This is a genomic window from Streptomyces sp. NPDC058964 (genome assembly GCF_042741275.1).
In the GTDB taxonomy this organism is placed as follows: domain Bacteria; phylum Actinomycetota; class Actinomycetes; order Streptomycetales; family Streptomycetaceae; genus Streptomyces.
In genome coordinates this window covers 1-19,899 of record NZ_JBHYKH010000121.1, presented here as the reverse complement: position 1 = coordinate 19,899, position 19,899 = coordinate 1, and the positions used below count along the sequence as shown (strand labels likewise).

Below are 19,899 nucleotides of genomic sequence, written 5' to 3'. Positions count from 1 at the left end.
CGCCGCGGCCGCCCCCCCCCCGCCGGGCGCCCCCCCCCCCCGGGGGGGGGGCTGGGCGGGGGGCCCCCCGCCGGCGGCCCCCCCCCCGCCGCGTCGATGAAGACCAGTCCGGACGCGTCCACCGTGATGCTGCCGGGCTGTCTCATGCACCGCACCAGCACGGACGTCAGGGCGGGAGCCCCGGCGACATCGAGTTCGCCTTCCAGCCGGACGAGGGCACCGCCGCGGGTGCGCGAGATGCCGATCCACAGACACTCGGGGACCGCCGCGGCCGGTGGTGTGCCCCGGTGAAGCGGGCGCGACTGGTGCGGAATCGCAGCGGACGGCTGGGGCGCGGTGCCGAGCGCGGTGTCGGGCACGGGATTTCCTCCGGGACGGTTCGTCGCATCGTGCGGCGCTCTGGGCGTGGGCCGCTCTCCCAGCTTTCGTCCTTCCCCGCCGTCTGACATCGGCCGCAGCGCTGATTCGCCGGTTCACTCTCGAGGAGGAGGTTCGGGCACCGGGAGGTTCAGGACGGACGAGGGAGGGGCAGCGCGGCGCGTACGAGGAAACCGCCTTCGGGGCGTGGCCCGGTGTGCAGGGTGCCGCCCACGGCGGCGACGCGCTCGCGCATCCCGACCAGACCGTGTCTCCCGCCGGCCGGCAGCGGGGGCGCCTCGGAACCGGGGGGGCGTCCGTCGTCGTGCACCGTCACCGTCAGCCGGCTGTCCTGCCAGTCCAGGGTGACCAGGGCGCGGGCGAGTCCGGCGTGCTTGAGGCTGTTGGTGAGTGCTTCCTGGACGATCCGGTAGGCAGTGTGCCCGGTTCCCGCGGGTACCGGCCGGGCGGTGCCGGACGAAGTCCACCGCACCCGCAGTCCGGCCTCGCGTACGGCGTCCAGCAGGCGGGGGATGTCCTCGATCCCGTGTTCCGACGTCCCCTCGGCGTCGGTCTCCTCCTCGGTGCGGAGCACCTCCAGCAGCCGGCGGAGTTCGACGACGGTGGCCCGGCCGGTCTCCTCGATCGTGGCGTGCAGTTCGCGGATCCTGTCGGGATCGCGCTCCCGGACCCGGTCGGCGGCAGCGGCCTGGACGACGATGAGGCTGACGTTGTGAGCCACGATGTCATGCAGCTCGCGGGCGATCCGAGCCCGCTCCCTCACGACCGCGGTGCGGGTCCTTTCCTCGTGCTCCCGGTTCGTGGTGGTGTGCTCGACTGCGCCGGCCACCGTGGCCCGAGGCGCCCGTACCGGGCATCCCAGGGCCCACCCGGCCACCGCGAAGGCCCCGATCGCGACCGCTGACGGGATGCCGTCCGCGCGGGAAAGGAACAGGAACAGTCCCGTACCGGCCGTCACCAGGGCCGTCGGCATCGTCAACCGGTGGCTTCGCCCCAAGAGTTTCGTGGGCACGAAGGCGAAGAGGACCGCCACGACCACAGCCGTCGCGAGCAGGCCGACGGTCACAGCGACCGGCCCGGGCGGCCGGGACAGGACGCGTACGGTTGCGGCGGCGCTCACCATGGACCACGCGAGCAGTGTCCTGACAGCAGTACGCGGCACGCGCCACCGCGCGAGAGGGATGAACTGTTCCGTGAGTGTCGGCCGGTCGGTGTTCTCGTCCGTCATGGCGACAATTCCTTCCCGCGCCGACCCGGATCTTTTCCCGGCCCAATTACGGCAGCGTTTCGCAGCCACTTTGACGCTGTTCGGAAAAGCGACGAAAAAACCCGGACATTCCTGGCGGAGTTGTTTCTGCCGAATGCGAGGGAATCACGGCCGGATCTGCCGGGCCGGCCGTGCGAGTCAGCCGTCGGCGCCGACAGCGCGCTCCACGGTGTGGGCGCTGCGCGTGGTGCGGAAGCGCGCGCGATAGGCGCCAGGAGTGACGCCGAGCCCCCGCTGGAAGGCACGGCGCAGGGTCTCCTCGGAGCCGAACCCGGAACGCCTGGCGACGACGTCCAGCGGGTCCGTGCCCGACTCGAGCAGCGTCTGGGCCGCCTCGATCCTGATCTGCTCCACGAAGTGGGTCGCGGTCATGCCCAGTTCGGCGCGGAAGAGGCGGGTGAGCTGGCGCACGCTCACTCCGGTCCGGCGGGCCAGGGTGTCCAGGCTGTGGTCGCCGGCCGGGTCGGCGGTGACCGCGTCCAGCGCCGCCCGCAGTGTCTCGTGCCGGGGTTGCCTGGCGGCTTGGCGGACGCTGAACTGCGACTGGCCGCCGGGACGTGCCATGAAGACGACCAGATACTTCGCGGCGGCGCGTGCCGCCTCGGGTCCGAAGTCCTCCTCGACCAGGGACAGGGTGAGGTCGATGCCGGAGGTGACGCCTGCCGAGGTGATGGTCTTGCCGTCCCGGACGAAGATCGAGTCGTAGTCGACGTCTATCGCTGGGAAGTTCTTGGCGAGTTCCCCCGCCAGGCACCAGTGAGTGGCCGCACGGCGCCCGTCGAGCGCTCCTGTCGCGGCGAGCGGGAACGCTCCGGCGCAGACCGACGCGACCCGGCGGGAGGGCTCCACCAGACGGCTGATCCCGGCGATGAGTTCGCGATCGGCCACGGCCGCCCGCCAGTCGAAGCGGCCGGGGACGATCAGGGTGCCGATCCGGCCGGAGACGTCCTCGAGCGCCGTGTCCGCGGCGAGCCTGGCCCCGGCCGTGGTGTGCACGTCTCTCCCGCGGCACGAGGCGGTCACGAGGCGGTAGTCGGCGCCGTGGTCGTTGGCCGAGGCGTAGACCTCCAGGGGGCCCGTCACGTCCAGCAGCTGGACGCAGTCGAAGAGGACCATCACCACCAGGTGCGGCCGACGCCGTTCCATCCGACCTTCCATGCCCACAGCGTCCGTCCGCCGCTGCCTGGAGGCAAGGCGGGCGACACGGCGGTGAAGGAACTCGGAGCCGGATCAGCCGCCTGCGGCAAAATCGCCGGGCACCGGGGAATTCGCCGGCCGGCTCGTATGGAAACGCGCCCTATAGGCGCCGGGCGTGACGTCGAGTTCCCGGACGAAAGCGCGGCGCAAGGTCTCGGCGGAACCGAAACCACTTCTGCGGGCCACGACGTCGAGGGGATCCGTTCCGGACTCCAGCAGCGCTCGTGCGGCCTCGATGCGGATCTGCTCGACGAACCGCGTGACCGTCGTGTCGGCCTCTTTGCGGACCAGCCGGGTCAGATGGCGCACGCTCACACCGACCCGCGCCGCGAGCGCGGACAGACTGTGGTCCGCGCCCGGTTCGGCCGTCACGGCATCCAGGACGGTGCGCACGACGGCACTCCTGCGGTACCGGGCCTGCATGCGCACGCTGAACTGGGACTGACCGCCGGGCCGGGCCATGAAGACCACCAGGAATCTCGCCACCGCCCGGGCGGCCTCGGGTCCCAGGTCCTCCTCCACCAGCGAGAGGGTCATGTCTATCCCCGAGGTGACGCCGGCGGACGTGATGTACCGGCCGTCCCTGACGAAGATCGACTCCCGGTCCACCCGGACCGCGGGGTAGTGGGTCGCGAGGTCGTCGACCAGTTGCCAGTGGGTGACGGTCCGGCGTCCGTCGAGCAGTCCGGTCGCCGCGAGGGGAAAGGCTCCGGCGCAGACGGCGCTCACCCGCCGGGCTGAGCCTGCCAGCCGTGCGAGGTGGCCGATCAGGTCGCAGTCCGAGACGGCCGCCCACCAGTCGGGGCGGCCGGGCACGACGAGGGTGCCGACGCTGCCGGTGAACTCCTCCAGCGGCATGTCGGCGGTGAGTCCCAGCCCCGAGGTGGTCCTGACCTCCTTGCCGCCGGGTGAGACGGTGACGATCCGGTACTGGCCTCCGTACTGGTTGGCGGCCGCCCACACGTCCAGCGGTCCGGTGACGTCCAAGGCCGCCACCCCGTCGTAGAGGACCATCGCCACGGTGTGGCGGTGGCGCGGATCTGCCGGGGTGACACGGGCATTCGACGTGCTCATGCCTCTCATGGTCGCGTCGGGGGCCACACGCCACCACGGGTCGCAAGGACAGACGACCCTCGGATCGGGACGTCGGTGTCCGTGACCTGCTCCCGCTGGGACGGATCGGGCCGGAAAGGGGACATCGATGGACCCCGCCGGTCCGTAGGGCGGATACGGCAGTGGCTTCTCACCCCTGCGGCGGAGGCGGGAAACCCCTCGTCGGACAGAGGAACGGCCCCTTGGACGACACCACGATGGGAACCGGAGCCGGGCGGCCGCAAGGGCCGGCCCGCAGGTTGAAAGGGCGCAGCATGCCTCACAGTTCATGGACCGCAGACCGTGTTCGCCGCAGGATCCGCCGCAGGGCGGTCGCGGCGGTCGGGACGGCTGTCGTCGCGGGGGTGCTCCTCGGGGCCGCACCGGGTGCGCACGCCGACGCGTGGACTCCTCCGCAGGCAAGGCACTCGCAGCCGGTCGAGCAGGTGATGCGGAAGCTGACACCCGAGGTGCGCGCCCAGCTCGACAGGGCTGTCCGCAACGTCCTCAGGACGACGAACACGCCGGGTGTCACGGTGGGCCTGTGGGCGCCGGGAAAGGGCAGCTATGTGCGGGCCTTCGGAACCGCTGACAAAGCCACCGGCGCCCCCATGTCCCCGGGGTTCAACATGCGGATCGGCAGCGTGACGAAGACCTTCACCGTCACCGCGCTGCTGCGCCTGGCCGACGAGAAGAGGGTCGGCCTGGACGATCCCGTCTCGAAGTACGTTGCGGGCGTTCCGCAGGGTGACCACATCACGCTGCGGCACCTGGCGGAGATGCGCAGCGGCCTGTTCAACTTCATGCGCGATCCGGACTTCGGCGCGGCCTTCGTGACCGATCACAACCGCGTGTTCACCAGGTCCGAGCTGCTGGCGTACTCCTTCAAGCATCCGGTGGGCTTCGCACCCGGCAGCAAGTTCGACTACAGCAACACCAACACCCTTCTCCTGGCCATGGTGGTGGAGAAGGTGACCGGGCAGCGTTTCGACCGGTACGTGGAGCGGCATGTGCTGAGGCCGGCTCACCTCGACCACACCTTCATGCCGCGGGGTACGGAGTTCCCGGCGCCACACGCCCACGGCTACACCGATCAGACGCCCCACGAGTCGGTGGCGGACGCGACCTACTGGAACCCGACGGCGGGCGGGCCGGCCGGAGCGATGATCTCGGACCTGCGCGACCTGCGCTCCTGGGCGTCGATCCTGGCCGACGGAGGCCTGTTGTCACCCGCGACGCAGGCCGAGCGGATGAAGCTGATGCCGACGGGCGTGCCCGGGCTGAGCTACGGCCTGGGGGTCTTCGGCAACCACGGGTGGATAGGCCACAACGGTTCGCTGCCGGGGTACCAGACAGTGATGGTCCGGCTGCCGCAGGCCGGGGCCACGCTCGTCGTGCACACCACCAGTGACATCGCGTTCCAGGGACAGGCGCTGAGCACGAAATTCGCCAAGGCCGTCACCAGCATCGTCACCCCGAAGAACGTCTACGACACCCCGGCCGCCCGGCCGACGCACGCTTGACAGTGATCTTCGCCTCGGTGTAAGGGCACAATTGCCGCCATAAGAGAGGGCTTTCGCTCCCCCCGCACCCCCGCCGGTGAGGGCGGCGGTCCGGCGGAAGCGGTGTCTGCGGGAAGGCCACGAGAATCCGGCCGTGCCCAGGTGGATCTCGTTCAAGGAGAACGGTGCGCGGCGCGTCCGGGGTGAGAGGCCGGACTGCCCGGTGTCCGGGTTGCTGTGGGATGACGTGAAGGGGTACTTCGACCTTGAGTGGGAGGGGTGCCTTCCGGATGTCCGGGGCACGGGGACAGCCGTTGAGGACTGGGTTGCGTCCAACGAAGTGGTGTACGGGTTCGACCTGATCGCTGCGAGCGGCCGGCGGAGCCAGTACTCCGAGGGAGATGCCGTCATGCCGCTGCCGCTGCCGCTGCCGCTGCCGCGCGCGGGCGACGTGCTGCCACGGCACAAGGATGCCGGGTGCGCGGTACCGCGCGTCTGGCCGACGCCGGACGCGTGGGCGGACTTCCGGCTGGAGTCGGCCGGCGAGATCGGTCTCGACGTGGACCTGCGGGAGTTGCAGGCACGGGAGCCTCTGGACGTCCTGTGCCTGCTTCCTCGTGCCATCGGGCGTCGGCTGGGCACGCCGGTGGTGATGACACCCGAGGGCGACTGGGACCGATGCCGCCCGGTGCTGGGTTTCGATGCCGAGTCCGACCGGGTGGTGCTGCTGGCGAACCCGGGACCGGCTGACCGCAGCCGCCACGGGAGGCGGGCTCCGTAGCCGGCCCGGCGCTGTCAGGAGTCTGCGGCGGGGCGTACCAGGCCGGTGTCGTAGGCGAGGATGACCGCCTGTACCCGGTCTCTGAGCTGGTACTTGTCGAGGATGTGGGCGACGTGCGTCTTCACGGTGGCCTCGCTGACGTGCAGTTCGCGGGCGACCTCCGCATTCGACAGCCCACGGCTGAGTGTGCGCAGGACATCGAGTTCCCGGGCCGTCAGCGCGTCGAGGGTCGGGGGAACGGCGGGCGGGGCCTGGTCGGCGAGGCGCGAGAAACGGTCGAGGAGTCTGCGTGTCACCCGCGGGGAGATCACCGCGTCGCCCTGGGCGACCGTGCGGATCGCCTCCACCAGGGAGTCGGCGGGACCGTCCTTGACGAGGAAGCCGCTCGCGCCCGCCCGCAGGGCGTCGTGAACGTGCTCGTCGAGGTCGAAGGTCGTGAGGATGATGACGCGAGTGGCCAGGCCGGACTCGACGATGAGCCTGGTCGCCTCGACACCGTCCAGCCGGGGCATACGAATGTCCATCAGCACGATGTCGGGCTGCAGCGCACGCGTGTCGTCGACCCCGGCCTGTCCGTCCCCGGCCTCGCCCACGACGATCATGTCGGGTTCGGACTCGAGAATGAGCCGGAAACCGGTCCGGATCATCGGCTGGTCGTCGACCAGCAACACGCGGATGGCGGTCATGGGCGCTGATCTCCTTCGGTCGTGCCACGCCCGTTCCCGGCGCGGACGGGGCAGACGGGGACGGTGGCGTGAACGCAGAATCCGCCCCCCGGTCGCGGCCCGGCGTGCAGGGAACCACCGACGGCGGCGATGCGCTCCCGCATGCCCACCAGGCCGTGGCAGGCTCCTCCGACCGCCGGTCCGGGCGCCGCCGGTACGTTCCCTGCCTGACGTCCGTCATCGCACACCCGGACGGTCAGGGACCGGTCCGGCCCCCAGTCGAGGCTGAGGCGCGCCCGTGTGTGACCGGCGTGCTTGAGAGTGTTGGTCAGGGCTTCCTGGGCAACACGGTAGACGGCCAGCTCGGAGCCGGCCGGGAGTTCCGCGGGCTCACCGGTGGAAGTGAAGTCGATGTCCAGCCCGGCCGTGCGCACCGACTCCACCAGCTGGGGGATGTCCCCCAGCGTGGGCTGTGGCGGCTGCCGGCTCGGGTCGCCGTCCTCGTTCTCGTCCGTCCGCAGCACGTGCAGCAGCCGGCGTAGTTCTTCCACGGCCGCCCGACCGGTCTGTTCGATGGCGTGGTGCAGCTCGTGTGCCTTGGCCGCGTGACGGTCCTGCACCCGGTCCGCGGCGATGGTCTGCACGACCATGAGGCTGACGTTGTGGGCGACGATGTCGTGCAGTTCACGGGCGATTCGCGCCCGCTCCTGGGCCACGGCCGCCCGCGCGTTCGCGTGCTGTTCCCGGGCCAGGGCCGCGGCCTTCTCCACCGCGTCCTGGGCCATCGCCTTACGAGCCCCGGACAGCCTGCCCAGCGCCCAGGCCGCCACCAGCAGGATCACCATGGCGGCGGCGTTCGCCATGCGGAAACCGGGCTCCATCAGCGCCTCTGCGACGGCGACGGCGGGAACAACGGCCGTGACGACGGCCGTGGCGACCCGGCGCGAGGACCGTACGGCGGTGAGCAGGACGGCCGAGGCCACCCCCAGATAGGGCGCACCGACGGAGGTACGCGACGGTCCCACCGGCGGAGGGATGTAGTCGTAGGCCTGCAACGCGCCGACCGCGACGGCGACGGTCAGCAGCACCGGCAGTGGCCACTTGCGGTGGACGGCCAGTGGGAGTCCCGAGAGCAGCGCCAGCAGCAGCCGCAGGGTGTCGGGGTCTGCCAGGGGCGGCCCGGCCGGGGGCTGCGCGGGGACTGCCAGCGCCCCGACGGTGACGAGCAGGGCCATGACCGTGTCGACGACCGCCTGCGGCACTCGGCGCCGAGCGATCGAGTCGAGGTAGGTCATGTATGTCACGGTAGACGCGCTTCGTCTGCGTGCCCTCTGCCGCGCGAGGGAGCTCTGACCAGCTGCCTCGTCCTTACGGCTGTCATCCCGAATGAGGAGCGCCATCACGGTTCGCGACGCCGGTGACCGGTCAGCGCTCCGCCCATCGGCGGATGCCGCCCCTCGCCTCGTTCCGGCAGGGGAGCCCCCACGTCACCGGCACGGCCGAGGAATCGGCGCGCCGCCCGGCATGCAATGGGAGTGCGGTCCCGCCCTGAGCCCGACCGCCTCCCGACCGGATGAGGAGACGACGGCATGAACGGCTGGAAGCGGCAGCGGCACAACACCGTGGGTACTGTCACCCCCGCGATTCAACTGCGCGAGGTGACCAAGCGGTACGGGAAGGGCCCGCAGGCCGTGCTGGCACTGGACCGGGTCAGCGCGGACATCACGCGGGGCACCTTCACCGCGGTCATGGGACCCTCCGGGTCGGGCAAGAGCACCTTGCTGCACTGCGCGGCCGGACTCGACCGGCCCACCACGGGCTCGATCCGGCTGGGCTCCACCGAACTGGTGCGGCTCAAGGAGGCCCCGCTGACACGGCTGCGTCGCAGCAGCATGGGATTCGTCTTCCAGGCGTTCAACCTCGTGCCGTCGCTCACCGTGGAGCAGAACATCACCCTGCCGCTGCGGCTCCAGGGACGCAGGGCCGAGCGGGCGTGGCTGGGCGAGATCGTGGCCAGGGTGGGCCTGACCGACCGCCTCAACCACGTTCCCTCGCAGCTGTCCGGCGGCCAGCAGCAGCGAGTCGCGATCGCACGCGCGCTGGTCAACCGTCCAGAAGTGATCTTCGCCGACGAGCCGACGGGCAGCCTGGACCCCGGCACCGCGGGAGACATCATCGGGCTGCTGCGCCAAGCCGTCACGGACATGCACCAGACCGTGGTGATGGTGACCCATGATCCCGTCGCTGCGGCCCACGCCGATGCGGCCGTGTTCCTGGCCAACGGGCACATCGTGTCCGGCATGGCCTCCCCGACCGTCGAACGCGTCACGGCCGCCATGGCCGGACTCCGCGGGGCCGCCTGATGCTGCGCCTGGCCCTGCGGACCCTGAGAACGCGCAAGGGCGGCTTCGTCGGCACCTTCGTGGCCCTGCTCCTCGGGTCCGCCGTGCTCAGCGTGTGCGGCATCCTCATGGAGTCGGGGCTGCGCGCCTCCCAACCGCCCGAGAGATACGCGGCCGCGGACGTCGTCGTCGCCGGCCACCAGCAGGCGACCGGCACCGGCCATGCCCGGCAGACGACCGCTGCCCTTGCGCAGCCGCTGGTCGAGCGGGTGCCCGTGCCGGCGGACGTCGCGCAACGCATCACCGCGGTGAAAGGCGTCGCGGCCGTGGTCGCCGACATCGGCGTTCCGGCACAGGTGATCGGCCCCGGCGGAGACCCGCTCCCCGGCCCGCACGGCACCCGGACCACCGGCCACAACTGGTCCAGCACCCGCATGGGTGCCTACCGGCTGGTCGAGGGCCGCGCGCCGGCCGGGGACCACGAGGTCGTGCTCGACGCGCCTCTCGCCGGACAGGCCCGCGCGAAGGCCGGCGACACCGTGTCGATGGTGACCGGCCCGGCCCCGGAACGCTTCCATGTCGTGGGCGTCGTCGCCCTGCCGGGAGAGCCGTCGCCCCGCCGATCCGTGGCCTTCTTCTCCGACGAGCTGACCCGGCACCTGGCGGCACGAGACGGTGCCGTCGACGCTCTCGGCGTGCTGGCGACTGCCGGTACCGACACGAAGAAGCTGGCCGAGGCGGTCGCGCGGGCGGACGGACAACCGGGACTTGACGTGCGCACGGGCGACGGCCGGGGCAAGGCCGAGTTCCTCGACGTGGCCAACTCCGGTTCCACGCTGCTCCTCCTGGCTTCGGCGGTCGCCGGGAACATGCTGCTGGTGAACGTCTTCGTCGTCGCGAGCACCATGTCACTGGCCGTCTCGCACCGACGGCGCGAGACGGCACTTCTGCGTGCCGTCGGGGCCACCCCGCGCCAGGTCCGCCGCATGCTGACGGCGGAAGCCCTGATCACGGCCCTCATCGGAGGCGCGCTCGGCTGGCCGCTCGGCCTGGCCGCCACGTTCGGATTGAAGGACCGGCTCGCCGTACACGGCCTCGTCCCACCCGACTTCCACCCGGTGATCGGGCCGCTGCCGGCAGTGGGTGCCGTACTGACCGCCGTACTCACCGCAGGCACGGCCGCCCTCGCGACGACCCGCCGCGCGAACCGGATCCGACCGACCGAGGCCCTCGGCGAAGCGGCCGACGAACGGACGGCACCGGGCCGGGGACGCCTGATCACCGGAAGTCTCCTCGCCCTGGCAGTCGTCGGTCTGTTCGCCATCGGCCTGACACGGACCGGCGACATCGCGGTCCTGACCGGACTCGCCAACTCGCTCGTCCTCGTGACCGTGATCGCCGTGGCAGTACTGGGCCCGCTGCTGTCACGGCCGGTGATGCGCGTGCTGGGCCCCCTGCTGCGCACGTCCCAGGTCACGGGATACCTGGCCGCGGCCAACCACGCCGCACATCCCCGCCGCCTCGCAGCGACGGTCACCCCGCTGATCCTCGCCGTGTCCTTCGCCGCGACCGTGGTCTTCGCCCAGACCACCGTCCAACAGGCCTTCGTCGAACAGGTGCACAAGGGCCTCAGGGCCGACCACGTACTCGTCGCGGCAGGAGGCCTGGCTCCTGGCCTGGCCGACGAGGTGCGCGACCTGCACCAGGTGCGCGCCGCGACCGGCGTGGTCCGATCCACCGTCGCCGGCACGGCCGGCACCGATGGCGCCGGCCGCGAACAACTGGTGTCCCTCAGCGCTCAGGGCGTGGAGCCGGAACACCTCGACGAGGTCATGGATCTGAAGCCGCTTCAGGGCAGCCTGACACGACTCAAGGCCGGCTCCGTCGCGCTCAGCGCCGACGCGGCGTCCAGATTGGGGCGCGGCATCGGCGACACCGTGCGCCTGCGTCTCGGAGACGGATCCCCCGTCACCGCGACACTCGTGGCCGTCTACGAACGCGGGCTGGGATTCGCGGACGTCACCTTCGAGCACCGCACGCTGCTCACGCACACCACCTCGCATCTGGACACATCCGTCCTCATCCGCACGGCGCCGGGCGCGGTGGGTGCCGACGCGGCCCTGAAGGAGGTCATACGGCGCCATCCCGGTACGACGCTGCAGGACCGTGCCACCGCCGAGCTGCCTCGGCAGCAAGCGGCCGACGCCTGGATCAACTACCTGCTGGCCGGTCTGATCCTGGTCTACTCCGGGGTGGCCGTCGCGAACACCCAGGCGATGAACACCACCGCCCGGCGCCATGAGTTCGGTCTGCTGCGGCTGGCAGGCACGACGCCGGCACAGGTGATGCGGATGATGCGCTGGGAGAGTCTGGCCGTGGTCCTCGCAGGTGTGGGCACCGGCTTGCTGGCCTCGGCTCCGGCGCTGGTCCTGGTCGCTCTGGCCGTGACCGGCACACCCTGGCCGGCTGTTGCGCCTCTGGTCTGCCTGACCATCGTGGGAGGAACAGGGGCGCTCGCGGCGACGGCCGCACTGATTCCGGCACGAGCGTTGCTGCGTACGCGTCCGGTCGAGGCGATCGACGTCAGGCAGTAAGTGCCTCGTTCTGATGCGGTCATGACCGTACTGGCGAGAAGTCGACGGGACGGGCCTTGATCTGTGCGACGCCCTTGGCGGTCAGGGTGAGACACCAGCGGACCGTCAGCGGTCGTGAGTCCGTCGCCCGGCAGCTCGTAGCCGCCACCGAACGCACCCGCGTGCAGATCCACACCGGGCCCGCGGCCCTGCTCCAGGTCGCGCCCGACGCGACCCTCCGCCCGTGACCTGGGACAGAAGTGGGGACACCGGCTGCTGGACGACGCCCCGCAGCGGCTCCTGACCGGCGCGTGGTCGACGCCATCCGCTGCATCGTGGACAACGGGGCGCAGTGGCGGGCGCTGCCCGCCGACTCCGGCATCCCCCGGCGCACCGTGTTCGGGTACCTCGCCCGCTGGGGAAGGCCGGCGTTCTCTAAGGCATCCTTGACCAGCTCCGGCGCCGGCTGCGCCTAAGCGGCGGCCGCTGCCCGTGGCCGGTCCGTGTGATCATCGACGCCCAGTCCGGCCATCGCGCGGAGACCGTCTCGAAGGTCGTACGCGGATTCGATCCGGCAAGGAGGATCGATGAGAGGAAGTGGCATCGCCGTCCTCGCGGGCACCGCCTGAAGAACCCGCCGCTGCCGTTCGGCCGCCCGTGTCCATCGACGCCGAACCGAACGGAAAGCCGCCTCATGGAATGCTTCAGACTGCCGTGACCTGTGGGCAGAGGATGTGAAACTGCTTCTGGCCCGGCGCGGCCACAGCACGCCGACGGGCCACGGCACGTCGGTGGACCAGTTCCCCGCCGGGCCGTGGCCGACGCATGTCGTCATGCGTACGGACGGGAGCGCACCAGGGAATGGACGGTAGCCCTTCCGCAGGCCGCACCGGCCCGTATCCCACCGCACCCGGCAGGTCAGACGACCGTTCGCTGCGAAGGCGTCGTACGTCCCCCTGATACGGAACCTCGTGTGCCGAGCGGTTCCAGGCTCGGCCGAGGCAAGAGGCCGGTCGGCGGACTTCCCGCACAGTGACCGGTCGGCGGACTTCCCGCACAGCGAACAGAGCGGAAAGACGAAGCCCGGCTCCCTCACCGAGGAAGCCGGGCTCCGTTGTCACCCGTCGACGGGCCTGTGTCACCCGCCGACGGTGTCCCTGTGCCGAGCCGGTTCCGGAAGGCCCGACGTCATGTCGTGGGGGGCGTCCGCGTGCCCGTCGTGCAGCCTGCGGCCCTCGACGTCCACATCGGGCAGAACCCGGCGCAGCCACCGCGGCAGCCACCAGGCCGCGTCACCGAGCAGCGCCAGCACCGCGGGCACGATCGCCATGCGGACGACGAAGGCATCCATGAGTACGGCGACCGCGAGGCCCAGGCCGATCATCTTGACCGAGTCCTCGCCTGACGCGATGAAACTCCCGAAGACCGCTGTCATGATCACCGCAGCGGCGGTCACGACACGTCCACCGTGGTGGAAGCCGGTGACGATCGCCTGCCGTGCCGTCCGGCCCGCCGCATGGGCCTCGCGCATCCGGGTGACCAGGAAGACCTCGTAGTCCATGGCGAGGCCGAAGACGATGCCCACCATGAAGATCGGCGTGGTGCTCACGATCGGCCCGGTCTGCTCCACGCCCAGGGCATCGGCCAGCCAGCCCCACTGGAACACCGCGACGATCGCCCCGAGTGCCGCCCCGATGGACAGGAGGAACCCAAGGGCCGCCTTCAGCGGGACCAGTACGGACCGGAACACCAGCATCAGCAGCAGGAACGCCAGGCCGACCGTGAGGCCCAGATACGGCAGCAGGGCCCCGTTGATCTTGGCGGAGAAATCGACCTTCATGCCGGTCTGCCCCGTGACGAGGAGCGGGGCGTTCGTGGACTCGCTCAGATCCTTGCCCTCGTGGCGGATTCTGTGAACGAGGTTCTCGGTCTTCGCGCTGCCCGGCTTGGTGCTCGGCACCACCGTGATCACCGCGGTGTCGTGCGCCCGGTTGAACGTCGCCGAACCGACGGCGGCCACGCCGTGCATGGCCCGCACCTTGGACCGGACCTGTCGTGCCGCCGCGTCGGCGTCGTGGCTGTGGCGGGCGTCGACGACCACTGTCAGGGGGCCGTTGAGGCCCGGGCCGAATCCGTCGGAGATCAGGTCGTAGGCCTTGCGCTGCGTGCTGGCGGTCGGCATCGCCCCCTCGTCGGGCAGGCCCAGCGTCAGGGAGGCGGCCGGTACGGCGAGGGCGCCGAGGCCGATGACCGAGGCGACCAGCACCATCACCGGCCGCCGCAGCACGAACTGCGCCCAGCGGGCACCGACGGTCGGCTTCTGCCGGGCACCGGCCCGCTTCGCGGCCCTGCGCCGGGCGCGGCGGCCGACTATCCGCTTGCCCGCGATCGCCAGCAGCGCAGGGAGCAGGGTGAGCGCGACGACGACGGCGAGGGCGACCGTTCCGGCTGCCGCGAGACCCATTTTCGTCAGCACGGGGATACCGACGACGGACAGGGCCGCCAGGGCGATCACCACGGTGAGACCGGCGAACACGACCGCCGATCCGGCCGTGCCGGTGGCACGTCCGGCGGCCTCCTCCCGGTCCCGCCCCTCGGCCAGTTCGGCCCGGTAGCGGGTGACGATGAACAACGCGTAGTCGATGCCGACCGCCAGTCCCAGCATCATCGCCAGGGTGGACGTGGTGTCGCCGAGGTCGAGGGTGTGGGCGAGCGCGCTGATCGTCGAGACACCGATCCCGACACCCAGCAGCGCGGTGAGCAGGGGCAGTCCGGCAGCCACCAGCGAACCGAAGGTGAGTACCAGGACGACCGCGGCGATCGCGATGCCCAGGATCTCCGCCCCGGAGCCCTCGTCGCTCTGTTGCACGGCGCTGCCGCCCACCTCGACGGTCAGCCCACCAGTTCGGGCCTTCTGCACCGTGCTCAGCAGGGAGTCCTTGGCGGTCCCGCTCAGAGTGGCCGCCTGGACCTTGTAACCGACCGGCGCGAAGGCGGTGGACCGGTCCTCGCTCACGGTGCCGGATCGGAAGGGGTCGGCCACCTCGGCCACTTGGGGCGAGCTGCGCCTGACGGCAGCGAGCGTCTTCTCGATGGCTTTCTTGGTACCGGGTTCGGTGACCTTGTGGCCTTTCGGCGCCTTGAAGACCACCCGGGCCGTCGCACCGTCGGCAGCGGCACCGGGAAAGCGCTCCTTGAGCAGATCGACAGCCCGCTGGGCCTCCGTCCCCGGCATGGAGAACGAGCTCGGGGTGGGGGGTGTCGCCGCGGACGCCCCGAGGCCGCCCAGGACGAGGAGTACCACCCAGGCCACGGCCACGCTGTACCGGTGCCGGAAGGCGAATCTGCCCACTCTGTAGAGAAATGTAGCCACGCGGCTGTGCTCCGCTCGCAGTCGAATGCTCAAGAAGGGGAAATGCCCACAGGTCAGGGCACTGGTCCAGTCTTGAACCGCGCGACATCGACTCCTTCCGCATTCACGACGACCTTGTGTGTCAGCCGTGGGGATGAGCCGGACGGGAGGTCATCCGCCGAGCGGATACGGCAGCCTCGATCGATCCGGGCGATCGCGGCGGCGGCGCACGGGCGTGCGGGTCATTCCCGGGAGATGAGCGTGGGCAGTGTCCGCATGTCGTGGAAGACGACGGTGTCGGGACCTTCGAGCCGTTCGGCCGGGGTGAGTCCGCCGGCGTAGCCGAAGACGCGCATGCCGGCCGCGCGGGCGGCCCGGACGCCCGGCTGACTGTCCTCGACCACGGCGCAGGCGGCGGGATCGACCCCCATACGCCGGGCGGCATGCAGGAACAGGTCCGGGGCGGGCTTTCCACGGGCGACCTCGGTGGCGCTGTGGATGCGGCCCGCGAAACGGTCGTAGAGGCCGGTACGGCCGAGCGTGTGGCGCATCTTTTCGTGGGAGCCGCTGGAGGCCACACAGGTCGGCACAGTGATCGCGTCGAGTGCCTCGAGCAGCCCCTCGACGGGGGCAAGCCCGGCGTCCACCGCCTCGCGGTGGCGCTGTTCGAACCGGTGTGACCAGATCGCGGCGGTCTCCTCACCGAGCCGGGCAGCCACCTGCTCGCGGATCGAGGCATGCGAGCGCCCGATGAAGCGGTCGACGACCTCGTCCGGGGTCAGGGGCCACCCCAGCTCCGCGCCGAGGGAGACCTGGACCCGGGCGGCGATGCGTTCGCTGTCGACCAGCACGCCGTCGCAGTCGAATATGACGAGTTCAACCGGCTTGATCATTTCGGTAGCATAGGGGCTTGCCGATCATGCCGTTGTGGGAACCGGCCGAGTCGGCCATGTGTCCCACCGGTACAGCAGCGGGCCGGGGTGCACGGGCCGACCGTGGGTCCGATCCCCGCAACGCGCAAGCGCTGCCGCCTCCACGAGAACGCCGGCGCCACACGGATCGTCCTGACCACCGAGGAACCGGCACTCCTGGGGACCATCGCCGGCCGGGTCGCGGGCGATCGCTACGCGGACATGTCTCCGCCCTCCGCGGCCCGGGAGCCCCACGCGGCCGTATCTCGGCAGGTGTGCAGCCACATGGGTGTGACGGCCCGGCCCCGGGGTAACCGGGGCGAGGTATGACCGATGTGCTTCCTCGAAGAGTGGGAGAGTCCAGATGCTGATGGCACACCCCGCCGTCCTGCGGAACCTGATCGAGCAGTACGACACGCTCCGCATCCTGCACGCCGAGGACGGAAGCGAGGAGGTCCGGCAGCGCATGGACGACATCGCCTACACGCTTTGCGTGTCCACCGGCACCCGCGACATCGACGCCGCCCTCATCGCCGCCCGGTTCCAACTGCCCGGCGCGCGGCCCAAGGACGACTCTCTCCTGCTCGCCTGAAGCCGTTTCGCACGCCAACCACCAGTGGGGCCCGGACCAAATGGTTCGGGCCCTCCTCGTGCCTGCCACAGTGCCCGGGTCAGGCGGCGCGCTCGTGACGGGGCTGCCGGGTGCCGGTGCTCGCGACGACGGCGGCCAGGAGCAACGCGGTGAGGGCGGTCAGCGCGGTGCCCGGCCAGCCGAGGGTGTTGATGAGAGGCGCGGCGAGGGCGGTGCCCATGGCGCCGATCGTGAAGTACAGCACGAGGTAGACGCTGCTCAGGCCGCCGGAGCGTGCGGGATCGAGGGCCATGATGCGGCTCTGGTTGGCGGCCTGCGCGGCGAAGCAGCCTGCGTCGAAAAGGGCGAGTCCCAGTGCCGTGGCCGAGGGGGTGTCGAGGCCGGCGGCCAGCAGGACGGCTCCCGCCGCGGCGGCCAGCAGGCCGGTGGTGATCACCGTTTGAGGGGTGTACCGGTCGGCGAGGCGTCCGGTGAGCGGGAGTGCGACGAAGCCGAGGAGTCCGGCCAGGCCGTACAGGCCGATGGCGGTGGGGCCGAGGGAGTGGGGCGGCTGGGCCAGGGCCAGCGCCACCCAGATGAGGTTGAAGGCGAAGTACCACAACCCGCCGGTCGCCACGGCGCGGCGCAGCTGCGGGTGGTCGCGCAGGAGCGGAGGCAGCGAGGTGAGGGTGGCGCGGTAGCTGCGAAAGGAGTGCGGCCGCTGCCGGGGCAGGAGCGTTGCTGCGGCGATCGCGCCGAGCAGCGCGAGGGCGGCGAAGGTGAGGAGCATCCGCCGCCACCCGACGAGATCGGTGAGTGTTCCTCCTGCCAGGCGGCTCAGCAGGATGCCGGCCGACATGCCGGCGGCGACGGTGGCAACGCCTGTCGCGCGGCGACCGGGCGGGGCATGGCGGGCCGCGATGGTTCCGGCCTGGGCCGCGACACTGGCGGACGCGCCGATGAGCAGGTAGGCGGCGAGGAGGACGACCGCACCGGGGGCGGCCGCGGCGAGGGTGAGGGCGGTGGCCAGGGCGGTGAGCTGCGCGGTGACCAGGCGATTGGGGGCGAGGTGGTCGGTGAGGGCAGCAGGAGGGCGAAGCCGGTCATGCAGCCGGCGAGCGCGGCGGTCGGCACGAGACCGATCACGGAGAGCGGGACGCCCAGATCTGCGGCGACCGCCGTGAGTGCGGGCTGGACGGCACAGTTGTTCGCGATCGCCGTTCCGGCTATGGAGGCGAGGAGGAATGTGCCGCCACGGGGGAGGGGGCGGGTCACGGCTGGGTGCCGCGGGTGAGGATGACGGCGTAGCGGCACTCCGCGTCGGTGGTGTTGGCGAAGACGCGTTCGGTGGGCTCGCCGAGTTCGATGCTGTCGCCCGCGGCGAGTTCGTGGACCGCGTCGCCGTCGTGGAAGGTCAGGCGGCCGTCGAGGACCCAGACGACCTGTCGTACGAAGGCGAAGGCGGCGGCCGGATACGGCACACGGGCGCCGGCGGGCAGGCGGATCTCGGCGATCTCCGCGGGGAAGCGCGGGCCGCTGATCTGGCGGCGCCGGTAGCCGGTGCCGGGGTCCTGCCACTCGGTCGCGTCGTCCCGGCGGCGCACCCCCGCGGCTTCCTCCGAGTTGTCCTGTGCTCCTTCGTCCTGTGCTCCTTCGGCGAGGGCGAGCAGGGAGGCGATGCTGAGCCGGAAAGCGGCCGACAGCTTGCCGAGGACGACAGCGGTGGGGCTGCTCTCGCCCCGCTCGATCCGACTGATCATGGCCTGGGAGACACCGGAGGCGTCCGCCAGCTGGGCCAGGGTCCACCGGCGGCGCTCCCGTTCGGTGCGGATGCGGGCCGCGATCCTGCCGACCAGAGGATCTACTATGTTGGACATGAATCCAATATACGAGAGAGAGTCGGGTGTGACAGTACGCCCGGCACGCTCCGGTGACGCGGAGGCCATCCGCGCGATCCGCAACCACGCGGTCGAGCACTCGGCGGCCCTGTGGACGCAGACCCCGCAGTCCTCCGCCGAGGGGGAGGCCTGGCTGGCCGTCCACCTGGCGCGCGGCTCGGCGCTCGTCGCCGACGTGGAGGGCGAGGTGGCCGGTTTCGCGGTCTACGGCCCGTGGCGGGAGCTGGACGGATACCGCCACACGGTGGAGGACTCGGTCTACGTACGCGAGGGCCGGCACGGGCTCGGTATCGGCTCCGCGCTGCTGGCCGAGCTCATCACCTCGGCGCGCGACGCCGGTCATCACCTCGTGATCGCAGGCATCGAGGCCGAGAACACCGCGTCGATCCGGCTGCACGAGCGGTTCGGCTTCCAGCAGGTCGGCACGGTGGCGGAGGTGGGCACCAAGTTCGGCCGTTGGCTGGACCTGACCATCATGCGGCTGCCCCTGACCTGAGCCGGCTGCGTGAGCCCGTTGCCGCGCGTCCCGCCCACGTCGTCAGCCGACCCGCCGGGCCGGCACCTGTCCCGGCCAGGCCTCGGCCGTGAAACGGTCGGTGGGGCGGGCCCGTTGCGCTCGTAGTACCCCACCAGCGCGCCCCCTCGGCCTGCCCAGCCGGACCGCCGCGCCGAGTTGATACATTCACTTGATCATTCGAGGGCCTGAACCGCCGGTCGCCAGACCATGTCCGGCGAGCCGAGTCCGTCGCCGCCCTCGATGCACAGTGACATTTCGACAAGGACGCGAACATTGCTCCGTACCCGGACCCGCCGCTTACCGCACCTCGCAGGAACCGCAGCACTCACCGTGCTCATCAGTTCCGCGCTGCCCACCGTCCCGGCATTCGCCGAGTCGCCGACACCGCACCTCGACAGTGTCGAGCAGACCCTGCGGGAGGTCTCCCCAGGACTGGAGGGACGGGCCTGGGAGCGGACCAGCGGCAACGCCCTGGACACGGGCGGCGGTGCCCCGTCCGACTGGCTGCTGCCCACCCCGGCCTGCTGGGGCGACCCCGCCTGCACCGAGCGGGGCGGTACCCAGAGGCTGCTCACCAGGATGGAGGAGAACATCTCGACGGCCACCCGTACCGTCGACATATCCTCCCTGGCACCCTTCCCCGACGGCGCGTTCCAGGATGCGATCGTCGCCGGCCTCAAGAAGGCGGCGGCCGCCGGCCACAAGCTGAAGGTGCGCGTCCTCGTCGGAGCCGCGCCGATCTACCATCTCAACGTGGTGCCGTCGAAGTACCGTGACGCACTGCGCACCGCACTCGGTGACGCCGCCCAGAACGTGACGCGGGGACTCGCCCCCGTGACCGCGAGAGATAACA

Annotated in this window: 18 protein-coding genes and 1 pseudogene; 9 read left to right on the top strand and 10 right to left on the bottom strand. The window is 71.2% G+C overall.

Annotated elements, in window-relative coordinates:
• From ACFW2E_RS17400 to ACFW2E_RS17385, 4 genes are all read right to left on the bottom strand, one after another.
• Positions 1 to 359: STAS domain-containing protein (locus ACFW2E_RS17400; protein WP_384467241.1), on the bottom strand; the 359-nt coding region annotated here is incomplete at its 3' end.
• 149 nt (positions 360 to 508) lie between these two features.
• The gene (locus ACFW2E_RS17395; RefSeq protein WP_384467239.1) at positions 509 to 1,606 is read right to left on the bottom strand and encodes a sensor histidine kinase; all 1,098 of its coding nucleotides are present in this window, start codon (positions 1,604 to 1,606) and stop codon (positions 509 to 511) included.
• 177 nt (positions 1,607 to 1,783) lie between these two features.
• On the bottom strand, positions 1,784 to 2,791 hold the full coding sequence (locus tag ACFW2E_RS17390) for a GlxA family transcriptional regulator (RefSeq protein ID WP_384467237.1): 1,008 nt from the start codon (positions 2,789 to 2,791) through the stop codon (positions 1,784 to 1,786).
• Positions 2,792 to 2,875: 84 nt separating this feature from the next.
• A complete protein-coding gene (locus ACFW2E_RS17385) occupies positions 2,876 to 3,916 on the bottom strand; it encodes a GlxA family transcriptional regulator (RefSeq protein WP_384467235.1) in 1,041 nt (346 codons plus the stop codon).
• A 293-nt stretch (positions 3,917 to 4,209) separates the two neighbouring features.
• On the opposite strand from ACFW2E_RS17385, the gene ACFW2E_RS17380 reads away from it, so the two are divergent.
• Positions 4,210 to 5,457: a serine hydrolase domain-containing protein gene (locus ACFW2E_RS17380; protein WP_384467233.1), complete on the top strand. Its 1,248-nt coding sequence runs from the start codon at positions 4,210 to 4,212 to the stop codon at positions 5,455 to 5,457.
• A 133-nt stretch (positions 5,458 to 5,590) separates the two neighbouring features.
• Positions 5,591 to 6,217 carry a hypothetical protein gene (locus tag ACFW2E_RS17375; RefSeq protein ID WP_384467231.1) on the top strand — a complete coding sequence of 209 codons (627 nt, stop codon included), beginning with the start codon at positions 5,591 to 5,593 and terminating at the stop codon, positions 6,215 to 6,217.
• A gap of 14 nt (positions 6,218 to 6,231) precedes the next feature.
• Here the strand turns inward: ACFW2E_RS17375 and ACFW2E_RS17370 are convergent, their stop codons facing one another.
• Together ACFW2E_RS17370 and ACFW2E_RS17365 are read right to left on the bottom strand one after the other, a co-directional pair.
• Complete coding sequence (locus ACFW2E_RS17370; RefSeq protein WP_384467229.1) at positions 6,232 to 6,903, bottom strand: response regulator; 672 nt, start codon at positions 6,901 to 6,903, stop codon at positions 6,232 to 6,234.
• On the bottom strand, positions 6,900 to 8,177 hold the full coding sequence (locus ACFW2E_RS17365; protein WP_384467227.1) for a sensor histidine kinase: 1,278 nt from the start codon (positions 8,175 to 8,177) through the stop codon (positions 6,900 to 6,902). Before ACFW2E_RS17365 ends, ACFW2E_RS17370 begins: the two co-directional genes overlap by 4 nt.
• 294 nt (positions 8,178 to 8,471) lie before the next feature.
• Here ACFW2E_RS17365 and ACFW2E_RS17360 point away from each other — a divergent pair, with 294 nt between their 5' ends.
• The 4 genes from ACFW2E_RS17360 to ACFW2E_RS17345 all read left to right on the top strand — a co-directional run bounded on the left by ACFW2E_RS17360 (position 8,472) and on the right by ACFW2E_RS17345 (position 12,273).
• A complete protein-coding gene (locus tag ACFW2E_RS17360; protein WP_384467225.1) occupies positions 8,472 to 9,245 on the top strand; it encodes an ABC transporter ATP-binding protein in 774 nt (257 codons plus the stop codon).
• Positions 9,245 to 11,818, top strand: a complete 2,574-nt coding sequence (locus tag ACFW2E_RS17355; RefSeq protein WP_384467223.1) for an FtsX-like permease family protein — start codon at positions 9,245 to 9,247, stop codon at positions 11,816 to 11,818. Before ACFW2E_RS17360 ends, ACFW2E_RS17355 begins: the two co-directional genes overlap by 1 nt.
• Positions 11,819 to 11,904: 86 nt before the next feature.
• A complete protein-coding gene (locus ACFW2E_RS17350) occupies positions 11,905 to 12,045 on the top strand; it encodes a hypothetical protein (RefSeq protein ID WP_384467221.1) in 141 nt (46 codons plus the stop codon).
• A gap of 12 nt (positions 12,046 to 12,057) precedes the next feature.
• Positions 12,058 to 12,273 carry a transposase gene (locus ACFW2E_RS17345; RefSeq protein ID WP_384467219.1) on the top strand — a complete coding sequence of 72 codons (216 nt, stop codon included), beginning with the start codon at positions 12,058 to 12,060 and terminating at the stop codon, positions 12,271 to 12,273.
• Positions 12,274 to 12,935: 662 nt separating this feature from the next.
• Here the strand turns inward: ACFW2E_RS17345 and ACFW2E_RS17340 are convergent.
• Both ACFW2E_RS17340 and ACFW2E_RS17335 read right to left on the bottom strand, forming a co-directional pair.
• Positions 12,936 to 15,170, bottom strand: a complete 2,235-nt coding sequence (locus ACFW2E_RS17340; protein WP_384467217.1) for an MMPL family transporter — start codon at positions 15,168 to 15,170, stop codon at positions 12,936 to 12,938.
• 221 nt (positions 15,171 to 15,391) lie between these two features.
• Entirely contained in the window at positions 15,392 to 16,042 is a 651-nt protein-coding gene (locus ACFW2E_RS17335) for an HAD family hydrolase (protein ID WP_384467215.1), read from the bottom strand.
• Between the two features lie 382 nt (positions 16,043 to 16,424).
• On the opposite strand from ACFW2E_RS17335, the gene ACFW2E_RS17330 reads away from it, so the two are divergent.
• Positions 16,425 to 16,652: a DUF5133 domain-containing protein gene (locus ACFW2E_RS17330; protein WP_384467213.1), complete on the top strand. Its 228-nt coding sequence runs from the start codon at positions 16,425 to 16,427 to the stop codon at positions 16,650 to 16,652.
• 79 nt (positions 16,653 to 16,731) lie between these two features.
• Here the strand turns inward: ACFW2E_RS17330 and ACFW2E_RS17325 are convergent, their stop codons facing one another.
• Positions 16,732 to 17,661, bottom strand: a complete 930-nt coding sequence (locus tag ACFW2E_RS17325) for an MFS transporter (protein ID WP_384467243.1) — start codon at positions 17,659 to 17,661, stop codon at positions 16,732 to 16,734.
• A 241-nt stretch (positions 17,662 to 17,902) separates the two neighbouring features.
• Positions 17,903 to 18,508 carry a helix-turn-helix domain-containing protein gene (locus ACFW2E_RS17320; RefSeq protein WP_384467211.1) on the bottom strand — a complete coding sequence of 202 codons (606 nt, stop codon included), beginning with the start codon at positions 18,506 to 18,508 and terminating at the stop codon, positions 17,903 to 17,905.
• On the opposite strand from ACFW2E_RS17320, the gene ACFW2E_RS17315 reads away from it, so the two are divergent.
• Positions 18,507 to 19,025 (top strand): GNAT family N-acetyltransferase, encoded by a 519-nt coding sequence (locus tag ACFW2E_RS17315; protein WP_384467209.1) that lies wholly within the window; start codon positions 18,507 to 18,509, stop codon positions 19,023 to 19,025. The two genes, ACFW2E_RS17320 and ACFW2E_RS17315, sit on opposite strands and share 2 nt — an antisense overlap.
• A 351-nt stretch (positions 19,026 to 19,376) precedes the next feature.
• A pseudogene (locus ACFW2E_RS17310) lies at positions 19,377 to 19,899 on the top strand (phospholipase); the annotation flags it as partial.